Here is a 16,875-nt window from a genome sequence, read left to right as displayed (position 1 = left end):
CCCTCAGGCCGGAATCGACGTGGTGTGTGGATCGGCATGCACACCACGACGCTGGGCATGTTCGTGGGACTGGCTTTCGCCATGCATTTCGGCCAGGCGGGTGATGAACTCGTCGACGAATACCCGCATGTCGGTGCTGACTTCCTTGTTGCGGGTGATCAGGCGGTTGTAGCCGAACAGGGCCGGGATCGCGACGAACAGGCCCATGGCCGTGGCCAGCAAAGCCGCCGCCATACCGGGGGCAATGGCGTTGATGTTGACGTCACCGGCCATGGCCGTGCCGAGGAACACCACCATGATCCCCAGCACCGTGCCGAGCAGGCCGATATACGGGCCGCCGGCGATGGCGTTGGACAGGGTCGACAGCTTCGAACCCAACTGCTGGTTTTCCCGGGTGCGCACGCCGTCCATGGAGCAGCGGATGGCTTCGATGGTCGCTGCCGAGACCGACGAGGTATCGGCGCCCTGGGCGCGACGGGTGCGGATTTCCTTGACCGCCACCAGGTACAGGCGCCACAGCGAGGAATGCTCCAGGCGTCGGGCCAGGTCCTGGTCGTCGGCAAACATTTCCAGGCGGGTGCCGATCTGGGCGAACTGCTCGCGGAAGACTTCGTTGGCCCGGCTGACCCGGCCCAGTGCGCTGTTCTTGCGGATCATGATGAACCACGACTGGAACATCATCAGCACCAGGACCGCGATGATCACCCAGGCGTCCGCCGGCACCGCCTTGAGCAGGAAGCCCAGGCTGCCGAAGCCGAAGCCTGACTGTTCTTCGTCGGCGCCATAGACCACCAGCTTCGATTCGGCGCCCTGGGACATGGCATCGGCCAGCAACGCGGCGGCCGGACGCACGACCTTGGACAGACGCAGTTCGTCGATGGCGCCCTGGAACGGTTGGTAGAGCGCCGCGACCGTGGCTGCCGGATCGGCTGCGGCTACCGGCAGCTCGGCGCCCACGGTGATCGGCGAGTTGAACGCCGGAACTTCCTGGGCCAGGCTCGCGGTCTCGCGACCGTTGACGAACAGCGTCACCTTGCTGCCCTGGACGGTGACAGCCAGGTGTTGCCATTGTCCCGGGTTCAGCGCCTGGGTCGAAACCCCGCGCTGGCCATTGACCTCCACGAACGGCGTGCCCTGGCTGACACCGAGTACAAAGGCATGAGCACCTTCACGGCGGGCTATCACCGACTGCTCGCCCGTGGCCTGGTCCAGGCGCACCCAGGCGCTCAGGGTCAGGGCACCGCCGGCGCTGTATTGCAACGACGGGCTGGCCGGCAGCGACAAGGCCTGGCCAGCCAATTGCAAGGCACCACCGATCACTCCATCGATACGGCTGCCGGTGGCGTTCTGCGCGTTGTTGGCGAACGCGGTGGCGTCCTTGGGTGGCGTACCCGCCGCGCCGTCGAAGTGATAGACCGCGGTGTAGTTGGGATCGAAAGCCAGCTGGCCGTTGCTCACCGCCGGGGCCTTGGCGTTGCCGTAGTACATCCACAGGTCCTGGCGCTGGGCACCTTCGACCTTGGGCACATCGACCCAGATCAGCGCCATGCCCATCAGCGGGTCGAAGCTTTCGATCTGGTAGTTGAGCAGGGTCTTGTCGTCCGCCGCGACGAAGCGCAGGTCCGAGCCATCCTCCTTGACCCCGTCGAAGGTGAAGTTGCCGGTGTGCAGGCGTACCAGCAGGCTGGTGCGGCCGGGAGCGTCGTTGATCGCCGCGCCTTGGGGCGTGGTGTCGACGCTGATCTGCTTGCGGTAGTGCCAGTCGTCCTGCCACCAGGCATTGGCGGTCGCCGGGAGCACGAGGCCCAGGCAGATCAACAGGGATATCATCAGGCGCTGCATGGAAATTGCTCCAAAATAAGGTTCAGAAAGTCGCTTGCAGGCTGAAGTGCAAGCGCGAGTCCTGTTTCTGCGTGTTCGGTCCATTCACCAGCGGATAGCCCCAGTCGAGACTGCCGGACAGCCATTTGCTCAGGCTGGCCCGAGTGCCGAGACCGACACTGGCCAGGCTGTAGTCGGCCTTCTGTTCAGGCAGCGGCTCGCGCAAGTACAACTGCGCGCCCTCGGCGAAGGCATACAAGCGCCACTCCTGGACATAGCTGCCCAGGTACTTGGCCAGGGACGGCGTGCGCAGCTCCTGGGAAAACAGCAGGCCCTGGTCGCCGGTGGCCTCGGCGGCGAGGTAACCGCGCACCGAGGTGGCGCCGCCGGCAGACATCTGCTCGTTGGAAATCAACGGGCCGGAAGCCAGTTGGAACGAGGTCCTGGACGCGCTCTGCCACTCGCCGAAAATGTCCTGGGTGTAACTGAGGTCACCCTTGAGCACGGCGAAACTGGGGCTGGCGCGATAACGCTTGTTGTCGAAGTCCTGGTCGTTGCTGCCGTAGCCGAAGAAGGCCCGGGTCCCGACCACCAGGCTCAGGCCAAGGCCCAGCTGGGATTTCTCGGTGTAGCGGTAGCCGTTGTAGCCGAAGGTGAACGGCGCGTACTTGAGCGGCACGGTGTCGCTGCTGCCACCGAACTTGAGCTGTTCTTCGAAGTCCTTGAAGTCCACCCCCAGCGACAGCGAATTGGACCAGATGCCGCCGCCCGGCACCGTGTAGATGCCCGAAACGCCATAGGAATGGCCCTTGCCGAGCACGTTGCTGCCGCCGATGGTGGCGACGTTGCTGTCGGACTGGTAACCGGAAAACTGCACGGCCCAGCGCTCGTTCAACGGTGCGCTGTAGGAGCCGGACCAGACCTTGGCGTTGCTCTGGTCCTCGGGTGCGGTGAAATAGGTCAGGGAGATGCTGTGGCCCAACTGCCAGAGGTTGTCGTAGCCGATCGAGGTCACGGCGCGCAGATCCCTGGTGTCGGCGCTGTGGTCGTTGTTCAGGCCGACACTGCCATGCCAGGGGTTCTTGTCGTCCACTTGCAGGTCGACGTCCATGGTCCCCGGGCGCTGGCCTTCGCGGACCAGCGGCATAACCTGGCGGCCGGGGCTCTTGTTCAGCGCCGCCAGCTCACTCTGGACCTGGGCGAAGTTCGGTACATCGCCTTCCTTCAGGGCCGGGACATCGTCACGGATCTCCACCGGTGAATAGTGCTGGGCACCGACCACGCGGACCCGGCCGACCTTGGTTTCACTGATCTGCAAGTAGACGATACCGCCTTCGACCTTTTGCTCCGGCAGCTCGACGTACACCGACTGGTAACCCTTGGCCTGGTAGCTTTTCTGCAAGGCCTCGCGGGCCCCCTCGATATCGCTCAGTTTTTTTTGCGGACCGAGGAACGGGTACACCGCCTCCTCGATATCCCGCGCTTGCAGTACGGTGTTGCCACGCACGACGTACTCGTTGACGTCAACCAGCCTGGCTGGCACGTCATCGGCCAGCAGCGGGCGTCCCAGCACTGCCAGGACCAGGCCGCCGCACACCGGCAGCCAGTGCCCGGCCAGTCCCGGTCGTGCCCTTTTGAAGAACAAATGCTCCACACCGCCCCCTTGATTCAAAATGGCCACGAACGCAGTCGAGGCCGTATGGGCCCGGGTCAATACCCCGGACACTTCAGTTATTCACGGTCGATATCGACGGATGCCGGGCCAGCCAGGTATGCAACTGGGCAAAGTTCAGGGAGAACTCCGGCATTTGCAGCAAGGCGCCGCAGAACACTTCACCGATGATTTTCTGGATCAGTAGCACCGCCTGCGGGTGGTCCAGCAGCGTGGCGATGTCCTTGCTCAGCACGCTGAAGTTCCAGACCTTCTGGTTCAGGTCGAGGCCGACGAACCAGCGGAACAGCAGGTTGTAGTTGAGCTGCTCATAGAGTTGCTGTTCGCTGGGTACCGAATACAGCAGTTGCAGCAAGAGAATGTGCATGACGGTCTGGGGGGCGATCTGCATGCCGGAGTCGGCATTCAGCGAGCGCAGGAATTCACGATCGTCGTCGAGCAGGTCATCGATCTGCGGACGCAGCAACACCAGCGAGTGGCCGGGCGGGATGTAGCTGGAGACTTCCTTCAAGGCGCCCTGCCAATCGTCCTGGGAGACAATCCAGACCCAGGGTGCGCCGTAGCGATAGACCGAGACGGGCTTCTTGCGTGCCGCCTCGACGATCTTCGACAAGCGCTGATCCAGTTCCTGCATGCCCACTTTCGAGTAACGTTCCATAGTTCTCCTCGTCTCTCTCCCGGCCTTGCCACGGGCGTGGGGACATGTCCCCTTGCGTGCCCTTGACCGCTTCACATATCCATGACCGGGCTGGCCTTGTGCTACCGAACTTTTGTCATAAAAGCTTCATTCCGCGGCGACGCTGGAGGTGTGTGGAGGACGCTTTCGCAGGCAAAAAAAAGGCGGCCATCACGGCCGCCCCTGAGGAGAAACATCCGTTCATTACAAGGTCAGATTGCCCCGTTCCTCCTCGGTCAGGCGGGCCCGGGCCTGCTCGCTCAACGGCCCGGCACCCAGCACTTGCACCGGGCTGTCGGGGTTGTAGTTCGGCGTGCCGCGGCTGGCGCCGTCGCGCGAAGGCTCCAGGTGCTCCTGGCCGAAGCTCAGGACCTGCACGCTGAACACCGACGGCAGGTTTTGCCGCGCGCTGGCCTGCTGCTGGCGGACGACGTTGTCGGCCGCCTGGGCTGCCGAGGTGGCCGCGGCACTGGCCGAGGTGATCGCCCCCGTGTTGATCGAGGCCACCACCGGCACGCCCGAAGACTTGCCCTGCACCTGGATGTTCGCCGCGTTCACCACCTGCAAGGCGGCGATGTTGACGTTGCCCGAAACCCGGATCCCCGCCTCCCCCGCATCGATGGTGCCCAGTGGCGCGATCAGGTCGATATCGCCAGGCAGGACCTCCGGAATCGGGTTCAGCGTGGCAATACCGGCGCCGGTGCTCGGCACCGCCGGTGACAGGCTCACGTTGCCCCAGGTGTCATAGACCCGCTTGGGCGGCGTGTAGACCACGGTGGTCTTGGAACCACGACCGGCGTTGATGTCGCCTTCGGCCGACCAGGCGGTGATCGAACCGCCGAAGGTGGTCATGACCCGGCTCTGGCCCAACAGGATGCTGTCCTGGGCGAAGAGCTGGATATTGCCCTGGCCCTGGGTGACGATCCCCGCCGTGGACGGCGGTGCGCTGCCTTCGATACCAAACACCAGGCCGCCACCGGGGGCAAGCATCTGGATATCGCCGCCAAAGTTGGTGTGCACGCCCGACGGGCCATAGAGGGTGATGGCGCCCTGGTAGAGGATCGGATTGCCGGCGACATCTTTCTCCGGGAACAGCGCGGCAATGGCATCGCGGCCGCGCAGGTAGCTGCCCTGGCGAACACCACCGGCCAGGGTGTACTCGCGGCCGGCGGCCTTGAGTTCGGCGAAGTAGACGGTACGGGCGAAGATGTCCTGCTGCTGGGCCGGTAGCGCGGTGTAATAGGCCCGTGCTTCGTCGACGCTGCCGGTAAAGCCATAACGCTCGTCGAGCCAGGCCGCCAGTTCGGTGTCGTAGGTCTTGGCCACCTTGCCCGGCTGGCTGGCCAGAGGCGTTCCGGCATCGGCCTGGTTCGACGGGTCCAGGTACGGGGCGATAAAGGCCTGGTAGTCAGGACCGTTGGGGCCGACGCCGGCCTGCATGACGATACTCGCACCTGGGCGGGAATCTCCGGGCACCACGGCGCCGAGGCTGGTGATGCTGGTCTTGTCTTCCATCAGGATATTGCGGCCGGCACTGACCACCAGGGTGCCGGGACCGGCAACGTTGAAGTTGCTGTAGAGGATGTCGCGACCGGCCGAGACCAGGGAGATGTCGTTGGGGTTGTTCTGGACGAAGAGGTTGCCTACGGCCTGGTAGCCCGTACCGTTGCTTTCCCCGGCAGGTGAGGTACCACTGCTGACAATATCTCGCCCTGCCTGCATCCAGACAGATCCACCACCTTCATACCAGGATTGACCAAAACGAGAGTCGGTAGGCTCCGTAAAAGTTACGGTGCGACCGCTTCTTACCCCGACAAGGTCTCCGTTCAGCGCGTAGAAACGTGCGGGCTCGGCGTCGACGCTCCAATTTCCGGAGGCGCTATCGGGACCAAACGCGAATAAAGGCCCGACACTGCCGATAAGCCGGTTGCCATCCGTCGATAGATTGCTGCTGCCACTAATAATTGAACCGGTGCCCGGTAGAACGGCAACGAATGCAGGTCGTTCAGGTGTGGCCAGCGCATTCGGGGTCGCGCTGGATTGGCTGATGGTCAGATTACCGCCATAGATCGAATTGGCAGCCAGGAGCTGTAGCTGCCCCTTGCTCGAAGGGGCCAGAGTCAGCGCGGCAGCGATGGCGGCGCTGGGGTTGCTGTTGGACGCATCCCCGTAATACAGGCTGCCGTTCGCGGCAATGGCGTTCAAGATGGAAGGATAGATCACGGCATTGTCGGAAAGCACACCCTGGACCAGCGGCGTGAGGTTGCCACCCGCTGAAAACAGGTTGATCGCCGTGTGGTCGGTCCACAGCGAGAACCAGCTCATTCCACTGCCATGGCTGCCGTCGCTGGCCAGGTACGGCGACGCACTCATCGCGGGTGCTCGTCCTGGATCAACGACCGTTTGAACGACCTGATCGCCGAGGGTCGACAGGTCAAAAGTCGCGTCTCCGGGCACCAATGTCAGGCCCCCAGCCACAAGGCTGCGGGTTGAAGTAAAGGCCGTGTAACCACGAGTTTCTCCCGGAGCCTGCTGGCTACTATTACTGCCATACAAGAGTGTCAGTGCGCCGACAGTAGTACTGTCCAATGCAACATGACCCCGCAGATTCGTAATAACCCCATTTTGATCATCGGTGGCGGCAGTCGCCGTTGGGTTCAGATCGCCGCCGACCCGCAAGGTCAGGTTGCCGCCACCGGTCACCTGCACACTACCGTCGGCCGCGACTCGCCCGGTGCTGCCGACTGCCAATACCACCCCTTCGGTACGCAGGTTGACACTGTCGGCACCGATGGCATGACCGGCCAAACTCTCCAATACCCCGGCATTGCCTGTGACCTGAACGTTCAGGTTGCCACCGCCAAGGGTGCCAAACCCGGTAAAACCGACCATCTGGTCCGCACCGGAATTCATTGATGCGGCGTAGGTGCCGAAATTGATCCACCAGGCTGTCGGCTGCGGCGAGGCTCCGGTATCGACGTTTCCACTGCCCTGACGCCAGAGCCAGTTGGCAACGTTGGCCGAATCATGGTCGGTGTCACCGTTGGGTTTGGATATACCGTTGGCAGTGGGCAAGACAATATTCCCGCTCAAATCGCCACCCACCTTGAGTGTCAGGTTGCCGCCACCCTCGGGATACCAGGCGCGATACACGCTGTCCGTGCTGCCATTTACCAAGCTCTCATTGCCACCAAACAAGGCATTGAGCACCGTCCCGTTGGTGCCCAATGCCCTGGGTTGGTTGTAAGGGTCATTGGTCGACGTCGGGGTGGAAGACGTACCCGCCGTATAGACTCCAAACAACGAATCCATGCTCAAATTGCCAGCGGAGACCAGTTCAAGATCGGCCGCGCCGGTGCGGATGACGCTAAAGCGCGAGCTACCGGCGTTGACGGTGTAGGCCGAGCCTGGAATTGTTCCGCAGTCGCCTGGCATGTCAGTACAGAAGGTTGGCCAAACGTAGATGGAAGTGAAATCAATAGGTTGGCCAACCATGCTGAGGTCGCCGTACGCATCATAGGAACCTTGCTCGGTGAAGACCAAAGCCCCAACGCCGTACATCCCATAATGGCTGTCGGCAAGATGTATATCACCGTGGGCGGGGCTGACTTGTACAACGCGGTTGTCCGCCGCCGTAGTATCCGCACCGGCCACCAGACGTAATGACCATGACTGGGAGCTCTCGGCGAGCATCGGGGCGACGCCCCAGAGCTCGCCCTGGCGGCCACCGACTTCAGGACGCAGTTGCACCGAGCCTACCCCGCCCGGCAGCAGCACATTGGTCCCCGACGGAATCAACGCGCCACGGGCCAGGGCCAGATCACCATTGAGAGCAAGTACATTGGTTGACGGCTGGGAGCTACCGGCGATGCTTGGCAGCGCCACGCCCTTGGGCCAACTGAATGCACGCAGGGCCGTATTGGCGCTCAACAGCGTACCGGCATCTAGTTGCGTGCCGGCTGGCAGGCTTTGTGCCTGGGTCAACTGCGTACCGGCGGCGAACAGAAGATTACCATTACCATCACGTACCGCCGCAGCCAGCACGGTACCAGCGGGCAGCAACAATGGCTGGTCCAGGGTCGCACTGACGGGCAAACGCGTGCCCGACACCAGGGTCACGGCCCTGAGCGGCACATCGTAGTTCAGGGTCGAACCCGCCGGGAAACGGGTACCGTCAGCCAGGGTCACCCCGGGTCCGGGCACGACGATATTGCCACCCGAGAAATCAATCCCGGACAACAGCAACCAGCCTGTGTCGTCATCAGTCTTCGGTGGCGGCGCAAAGCCGTCGGTGATACTGCCGTAGATATTCAGGTCACCGCCGGCCCGCAAGGCCAGCTTGCCCACTTCGCCAGAGCCGTACACCGCGGTTTTCTGGGTGAACGGGTTAAGGCTGGCGTAGCGATAACCGGACAAGTCGACATCACCCTGAACCACCAGGTCGCCGCCCGGCGTGGCACTGACAATCTCAACTGCCGGACGCAGGTGCAGGACGTCACCATAAGTGGCGTTATACAAACCGGCGAGCTTGTTCTGCAGCAGGTTGTTGTTCAGCAGCGCCGCGTCGACAAACGCACTGTTTTGCTGGTCGATGCCATCCAGGTAGGCCTGGGTGATGACCTGGTAAGGCCGGCCACTGGCCGCTGGGTCCGTGCCCAACGGTGCATCGCTGTACTGCCAGGTGCCATTGACGGCGATGGAGCGCGCCCCGCGAATCGCCAGGTTACCGCTGGCATCGATGGCGATATCGCCGGCCGAGACTCCGCCCAGGCGTGGCGCATCGAGTTCCAGGGTGCCGCGCGCTCGGCCATCGTTCTGGCCCGGCCCGCTGCCCAACGCCACCCCGGTGCCGGCCCGTAGATCGATGGTTGCACCACTGCCCAGGGTCAACAGGCCCTGGCCGGAATTCAGCTCGACTATCGCGCGGTTCGGCGAGTCGATGATCTTGCCTTGGCTATCGACTTGCAAACCGCTGCCGTGGGCATCCAATACAGCACCACCGGCCAGGGTCAGACCCTGGCTGGCCGACAGATTGATACTGCCCACCTGAATGCCGCTGGCATCGACCTTGCCGTTGACCAGCAGGCTGCCGTTATCCAGCGACACCACAATGGCATTGGCCTTGAGGTCGTTGCCGATGGTCAGGTTGCCCTGCTTGATCTGGAAGGTCCGGGCGCCATAGACCTGGCCTTCGTTGAGGCGTTGGTTGAGGGCGGCGAATGACGCATCTTCGGCACCGCTGGCCCCCAGGCGCTGGGCCTGGATATTGGCAAAACCACCCAGGTAAGGCAGATAGGTACCGCCGGCATCGTAGAAACCGCTGCTGCTGCCCAGGATGCTACCTTGCAGATCCACCAGCCCTTCGGCCGGGTCCACGGCCTGGGCGGTGAATTGACCGGCCCGGTTGTTCTGCGCCGACAGGTCGATACGCGAGCCTGCCGCCTGGTAAATATTGCCGGTGGTGCTTTTCAGGGTGACGTCCCCCCCCCAGCTGTACTGCGTCACATCGTTGAATTTGATCGCCCGGCCGGCCATATCGACCTGTGCGCCGTCACCCAGTGTCAGGTCTTGCGTGGCGGTCAGGTTCAATTGGCCACTGGACAACATCACTGCGGTGTCGAGGAGCAGGCTGTTGGCGTTCAACGAGAGTTTGGCACCCTGGCCGCCAGTGCGGGTCTGGGTGCCGGACAGTGCCGTAACGTTGAGTGCGCCACCGACGGTGATGGTGTTCACCGAGCCGGCTTCGCCCGTCAGCAAGGGGGTGGAGATATTCAGGTTGCCACCGCTGTAGGCGAAGCCCGAACCCGCCTGATAAGCGCCCTGGCTCTGGTACACCGACAGACTGCCCTTGTGGTTGGCGGTCACCTGTTGGCTGGCACTGATATCGACTTGGGAAAAGCCAAGGAGCAGCCGGTCGAGGCTGGCGACCGAATTGGGTTGTGCGTACGGACCGTAGCCGAACTCCAGGGTTTCGGTCTGCAGATTCAAGCGTCCGCTGCCGGTGCCGGCACCGCCGGCGACCACGTTGCCGGCGGGGTTGGCTGCACCGTTCCAGATCAGGTCGGCGGTGTGGATGGTCGCTACATCAGCGGCACCACCAGCGCCATAAATGGCCGGGGTAGTGAGAATCAGATTGCTGAGCAGGGATTTGCCGGTCAGCGGGTCATAGGTATCAAGGGTCGTGCTGCCGTACACATTCACACTGTCGTGAGCGGCCAGTTCAAGGGTTTCCAGGGCCGGAGCGCCGTATTGGGTATCGCCTTTGAGCAGGCGCGTCAGCACGCTCTGGTTCAAACTCAGGCCAGCGGGCAGCAGGTTGCGGCTGGCGGCATCGGCCAGGGCCTGGTCGCTGCCGAGGTTGATGGCACTCAGGGCCAGGGTCAGGTGGCGCGTGCCATAACGCACGTTATCGGCGAGCACAAAATCGTTGCCCGTACCCACGACAATGGAGCCCGAGGAGTACAGCTCCGTTTGCTCGGTGCAAGGCCCCGAATTGCAGACGCCGATATGGACGCCAGCGGCACCGGGTAGTGACGGGGCCAGGACCTGAAGCAAGCCATTGGACACCCCCAGAAAGTTGTAGCGCGCGGTGCTAACGGAATTCGCCGGAGTCGCCAGATTGTAGATATAGCCCTGAGAGGCGTCATAGGCGGTGGCCCCCATACCGAGAGTGTTGATCGAGGCCCCCTGCTCGACCGTGATCGCTCCGCCATTGGACACCAGCAACACCTCTGGCGCCGCCAGTTTCACCCCGCTACGCAGTACCACGCTGCTGCTGAGGCTGAAACCCAAGCCGATGTAATTTCCGCCCTGTCCATAAGTGATCGTCGGCATGCCCCCGATCATCAGGCTCGCAGCGCCCAAGGCGTTCAGACTACGATCATCTACCGTGACGCCGACAAAGGCTGTCGAAGCCGGTTCTCCTGCTGGCACCACCTCGATCGCGCCATTGCTGATCACCCCGACCGTACCCGCATGACCGCCTTGCGCGGCACCGAAACGACCAATACCGTCGAATGAAAAGGCGCTACCGCTAGCACCTTGCGCCAGATTCAGTTGCAGGCTTTTCGCATCCGCTTCAATCATCGGGCGCGGTACGCCCAATCTGGCGGCGTCGGCGATAGCAAACTGGCTATAGCTGGTTTCGTTGTATTGCGAGTAGGTGCGCAATACGCTCGCCGAAGTCAGGATGACCTGGTTGGCAACGCTGTTGCGAATACCGGTATTGGCGATCGACAACTGCCCTGCCGTGCTCCAGGAGCCATTGCGCATGGCTTGTGCCCGGGTCCCCGTGCCAACACCCGCCAGACCGTTCAATTCGACTCGGAAGGCACCGGGCAGCAGTGCATAGGTTGAAGGCAACAGCGTATAGGTGCCTGGCGCCAGTCCCGGTACCCCGGCGCCAATGGTGATTTGCTGGCCGAGCAGCGGATCTTGCGCGCCGGACTTGCCAGCCGACGGCGCATACACCTGCTGCACGCCAGGCACAATGGCATAGATCGGGTTGGTCGCCAGGCCGGGCAAGGTGAAGGTGCCATTCGGATTGACCTGCACGAGCGGGTTGTAGCGCGCGTCAGTGGAACCACCGCGACCGGAAACGAAACCGGCGCCGAGCAGATCGCCGCCACCGGAAAGGTCCAGGACGGCATCGGCCGACACCACGATAGACTGACCGCCCATGATCACACCGATCCCGCGACCATTATTCAAGCCGGTCTGACCGTACAACGCGACATTCTGGCCGTTGTACAGATAAGTCTGCCCGTCCGAGGTGCCGCCATAGGGCATGACCAGGCCGTTGCCGCTGACGGAAGTGAGGCTGTCAGGCAGCAGTTCCACGCGTTTGGTGCTGCCATTGCCAAGCTGAATCAGCCCCAGGGGAGCACGCACCACGCCGCCCTGCTCGATAATCGGAGCGAGCAGGGTCAGGCTGCCAAACGCCGAATACGGCAGTTGGGGAATAGCCTGGGTGGTGCGACCGATGGTCAAGAGCCGCGTACCCAGCGTATCCCCTGCCCCCGCTGACACCGCTGCGATACTGCCCGTTTCGGGATACAGCTGCGCGGCGTTCAAATGCAAATCGCCAGCCGTAATCAGTTGCGTCGTCGGATTGCTCGAGCCTGCGCCGTTTGGTATGCCCGCCAGAAAGCGCAAGTCGCCCTGGCTGGTCAGACTCACCTGGTCGAAACCGCGTCGCTGGACTTGAACATCGTTACCGCCAGCATTCTTGAAGGAGCCCGTGGAGCCGAACACCACATTGTTGCGTACATCGATCAGTGCGCCTTGAGCCGAAAACTCAGCTTGGCTCGGCAATTGCGAACTGAGAAATGCCCCTGTCGATACGGGCGAAACATAAGCCGGATTGCTAAGCAGCGGAGGGCTGACACCCCCCAATAGCAACGAAGGCGCGGAGAGATTGACCCGGATAGTATCCGGCACATTTTGTGGCACGGTGAAGGCACCGGCATAGAGCTGCAGGCTCTGGCTCAGACTGAGATTCAGGTTGCCATTGAAAGACAGAAAGCCGTTGCTATAGACCGCCAGATTACCGAATCCACCCGCCTGGACCTGATCGGCGGCCAGTTGCCCATGACCGTAGGCCAGGGCATCGAGGTCCGGTGCCGGGCCGCTGTCAGCGGTTTGTTGCAACACCATTTCGCGAACCTGCATCACCCGGTCAGTCGCCGGCGAGTTGCCTTGGCTCGAGTACAACGGCGTCTGCAACACCACCGACAAGCTGCCACCGGCCGCGCCCTCGCCACCGGCACGGGCGGCGAAGCTGCCCTGCAGATAGAGACCATTGTTCGACCCCAGGGAAATGCTGCCGCCATTGCTGGCCACCAGCGTGCGCCCCTGGCCAGGGATATCCAGGCTGGCCTGGGTGCCCGAGGCATCCAGGCGCGCGCCCTTGCTCACCACGATAAACAGGTCGGCTGCGGTGGCCGTACCGGCCGCCGAATCAATGGCACCACCGCCAATGACAATGGAGCCGCCGCCAGCCACCTGGCCGTAGATCTGACCGCGCATGTCTACTGCGGTCACCGCCCTTGCAGCGACATCGATGAGCGCCTCATCGCCCAGCAGGATAGAGCGGCTGTTACCCGTACCATTCACCGGCAGCTTGGGGTCCACGACACCGATATTGTTGAGGTTGACTGTCCCGCCCCAGGCATTCAGGGTGCCATTCACCGTCAATTGGCCGATGCTGCCCAAGCTGATGGCCTGGCCAGGGTCGACACTGATGACCGCTCCACTACCCACGGTGAGAGCCGTGGTCGCCCGTTGTGCATCCGTGGAATTGAGCGTGCCGGCCTTCAGGCTCAGGCCGGCGCCACGCCGTTGAGTCAGCACGCCCTTGAGCGGATCCTGTTGATAGATATCCGGTGTCCAGACTTGCAGCGCCTGCGCCGGATCGCTGCCGGAAGCGACGGTGGAGGCATTGTCGCCCAGGCGATAAACCGGTTGGCTCACGTCCACATGGGCACCGTCGGCGACAGTCAGCCCCTCGTTACCCGTGATGTCGTAGGCTGAAAAGCCTTGCTTGAAAAAGTCGCCGTCCAGTTCGATGGCAGCGCTTATCGGAGTCGTCGGCGTACCGATCAGCACCTGGCTGCTTTGCAGGGTCAAGGTGCCGCCGCCGTTGACGCCCACTGCACGGATATCACCGCCCAGGTTCAACTGTCCGCTCACACCGATACCGCCGGCATTGGCCGCCAGGGTCAGATTACCGCCCTTGCCGCCGAGGGTCTTGCCGTTGGCCAACAGGGCGGCGCCAGACGACACATCAATCAGGCTTCCTGCCTTTAAGGTCACATCGCCACTGCTGCGCAGGGACACCTGGCCCGCGTTGACATAGGGCAGGTTCCGATCGTCGGACGAGTCCAACAATTGATTGGTCCACAGCCCCGCGGCATTGAGCTTCACCCCCTCGGCTACGGTGACACTGGCCTGCGAGCCGCTGGGCGGCGTGATAACCGTATCCTGCAGTTTGAATGACGCATTGGGGTCGATCTGATTCAGCACGTTGCCCAGTTGCAGCGTGCCGCCATGGGCCGTCAGGTCGGCATTCACCGTGATCTGCGGGCCATACAGGGTGATGCTGCCGCCATTGGCGACACTCAGGTGGTTGTCGACCTCGATCTGTTGTTTGGCGGCGACTTTGATTGAGCCCAGCTGAAAACCGTTGAGCAGGTTGGTGTCCAGCACCAGCGTGCCCTGCCGGCTCGCCGGGACCACCGAACTGAGGTCCACGCCTGCGGCCACGGCGGTTGGGTCGGCGGTGAAACTGACCTGGTTCAGGCTGGCACCGAGGTTGTAATTGACCACGCCCGCTATCGGGTCGTAGATCGGCGTGTAAGTGCCTGCGATCAATTGCGCGCGGCGAGCCACCGCCGTCCGGGATTGCTGATAACCATCAAGGGTGGGGTTGGCGGCCTGATTCTGCTGAGGACCTTGATACACATCACCGATCACCTGGCCTTCAAGCACCGCGCTGCTGGTCGAGATCACCAGGTTGCCGGCATCGCGTCCCACGGTGTAACCCAGCTCGTAACGCTGGCGTGGGGCGATCAAGGGATTGTAGTAATAGTCGGTCTGGCCCCAGCGCGCGCTCGTATCGGCGAAACCTTTGTAGATTCCGCTGTAGAGCAAGTCCCCCGGGGCGCTGGAAAGGTCATACAGACGCCCGTCGGAGCCCATCAGCCAAGTCTGCTTGATATAGCCACTTTGCACATCCAGGGTGCCGCCGGACAGATTGATCTGGGCGCCCTTCTGGGTGACCACATCCTTGCCGGTGAACGTCAGCGTACCGCCCTGGGCCATCCACTCGCCGACGCCGTGCCCTTGGGTGCCCAGATAACCGCTGACTTCCAGCAGGCCGCCGGCGGTGTACCAGCGCGCCGTGGGATAACCGTCGATACCGGCCGGCACATAGACCAGGTCACGCACATCGACCCAGACATCGCTGCTGCTCAAGTTGCCCGCATCGCGATTGCCCGAGGCGTCACGCAGTTCGTTGCCCTGGACGTTGACCTTGATCGAGTTGGCCTCCATGGCCACCTTGACCCCGACCGCACCGGACACATCGATGATCGAACCATCGCGCACCAGGCTGCGTTGCCCGGCACTGACCGCGACCTGGCCGCCGGTGGCGAGGGTCAACGAGCCGTTCTGGAAATCCACGGTACCACCGCTGACGATCTCGATCCGCGACTGCTCGATACGGTCGACCACACTACTCAGGTTATCGAACTTGCCGGTGATCAGATTGCTCGGGGTACCGTTGAGTGCCGCCAATGCCGCATCGCGCTGGCTGTCCAGCCCGGTCGTGCTGGCATCGAGCAAAATGGCGGTGGTGCTGCCGGCGCCCAGGACGATACTGCCGGTGCTGTCGCCCGCCGAATTGAGCAGGTGCACCGTGCCACGGATGTTGGTCGAAGTACTGCTGGCGATGACGCCGTTTTGCAGTATCTGGTGACCCGTCAGGGTGATGTCGCCGGTCGAGGCAGTGATCAAACCGCTGTTGATCACCGTCCCGGAGCTGCTACCGCTGTTCAGGGTACTGACCACTTCGTTGCCACGGGTGGTCGAACGTGGGTTGCCGGTAGTGGATAGTCCCTGGCGAATGTAGAAGTTGTCGCCCGCCGACAGAGTGACCTGGCCGTTGGGGGTAATCAGGCTGCCGTCGTTGATCACTTCACTGCCCAGCAACAAGGCATAACCGCCCGAGTCGGTGGATGTGGCCGGATTCAAGGTCTGGATCAGCGCCCCGCGCTCTACCTGGATCTGCCCTACGGCATCGGTAAAGGTCGGTTGTGTACCCGTGCTGTCGACATACAGCCCCTTGTTGAACTGGGAGTCGCTGATGGTTGCGGCGGCGGCCACCAGGTTACGCACGTTGACCTGGCTGGTACCGCTGAAAATCACCCCGTTGCGGTTGACCACCATGACCGTGCCATTGCCCTTGATCTGGCCCTGGATCTCGCTCGGCCGAGCCTGTGGGTCGTTGACGCGGTTGAGTACGGCCCAGTTCGACTGCTGGGAGAAATCGACGGTGGTATTGCGTCCGACGTTGAAGGTTTCCCAATTGAGAATGGCCTTGTCGGCGGTCTGGGTGATGGTGACGGTGGTCTGGCCGTCGGCCTGGGTCTGCACCGGTGCCTTGGCATTGAGCCAACCCTGGGTCAGGCCGGTATCGACTTTCAGACCGCCCTCGCCCAGGCCGTCCGGCACCGTTGGCAGCCGGGCCAGGGCAGCCTGGCGTCCAGCGGCCTGTGCCGCCTGTTGCGCGGCAATCGCGGCGACGCTGTTATTGAAGTTGGCCAATGACCGCTGCAACTGCTGGTTGACCTGCTGCTGTTGCGCCAACGGCGGCGGCATGCCCGGTAACTGTACACCCGGCTGACCGGCACTCGCGGCTTGGGCAGCGCCCTTGTCGGCAAACCAGCCGGCACTGAATGCGGTCTGCGCCTGGGCACTGCCGGCCACCAGCAACAGAGCTATCGCCTGGGCCACGGGCTTGAGCGCCCATATCGACGGTTCGCCTGGGCGTACTTGAGCATTGAGTCTTGCCGGAGGTTTGCAGCGGAGCATCACTACCCTTCCTTATCTGTTGCACAGTGGGCTGCCACGCCAGCCTGTCCCAGGCCGGTGTCGCTTATATGACTAAGGCGGATACCGGGGATCGGGACCGAACCTTTGTCATGGA

General features: G+C 62.8%; 4 protein-coding genes. All 4 read right to left on the bottom strand.

Features of this window, described 5'->3' with window-relative positions; all coding sequences use genetic code 11:
• Positions 1 to 3: 3 nt before the first annotated feature.
• A complete protein-coding gene (locus CWE01_RS24530; RefSeq protein ID WP_100943134.1) occupies positions 4 to 1,842 on the bottom strand; it encodes a DUF2341 domain-containing protein in 1,839 nt (612 codons plus the stop codon).
• A gap of 22 nt (positions 1,843 to 1,864) precedes the next feature.
• Positions 1,865 to 3,475, bottom strand: a complete 1,611-nt coding sequence (locus CWE01_RS24525) for a ShlB/FhaC/HecB family hemolysin secretion/activation protein (RefSeq protein ID WP_100943281.1) — start codon at positions 3,473 to 3,475, stop codon at positions 1,865 to 1,867.
• Between the two features lie 73 nt (positions 3,476 to 3,548).
• The gene (locus CWE01_RS24520; RefSeq protein WP_100943133.1) at positions 3,549 to 4,151 is read right to left on the bottom strand and encodes a transposase; all 603 of its coding nucleotides are present in this window, start codon (positions 4,149 to 4,151) and stop codon (positions 3,549 to 3,551) included.
• 222 nt (positions 4,152 to 4,373) lie between these two features.
• Positions 4,374 to 16,760: a filamentous haemagglutinin family protein gene (locus tag CWE01_RS24515; protein WP_100943132.1), complete on the bottom strand. Its 12,387-nt coding sequence runs from the start codon at positions 16,758 to 16,760 to the stop codon at positions 4,374 to 4,376.
• Positions 16,761 to 16,875 lie beyond the last annotated feature (115 nt).

Origin of the sequence: Pseudomonas sp. QS1027, assembly GCF_002814235.1 — a bacterium.
Classification (GTDB): Bacteria; Pseudomonadota; Gammaproteobacteria; order Pseudomonadales; family Pseudomonadaceae; genus Aquipseudomonas.
This window is presented reverse-complemented; position numbering and strand designations above follow the sequence as displayed.

What these genes read in the sequence shown, in the direction of transcription:
- CWE01_RS24530 (WP_100943134.1), bottom strand. Translation starts at nt 1,842, where the DNA reads ATGCAGCGCCTGATGATATCCCTGTTGATCTGCCTGGGCCTCGTGCTC.
- CWE01_RS24520 (WP_100943133.1), bottom strand. Translation starts at nt 4,151, where the DNA reads ATGGAACGTTACTCGAAAGTGGGCATGCAGGAACTGGATCAGCGCTTG.
- CWE01_RS24515 (WP_100943132.1), bottom strand. Translation starts at nt 16,760, where the DNA reads ATGCTCCGCTGCAAACCTCCGGCAAGACTCAATGCTCAAGTACGCCCA.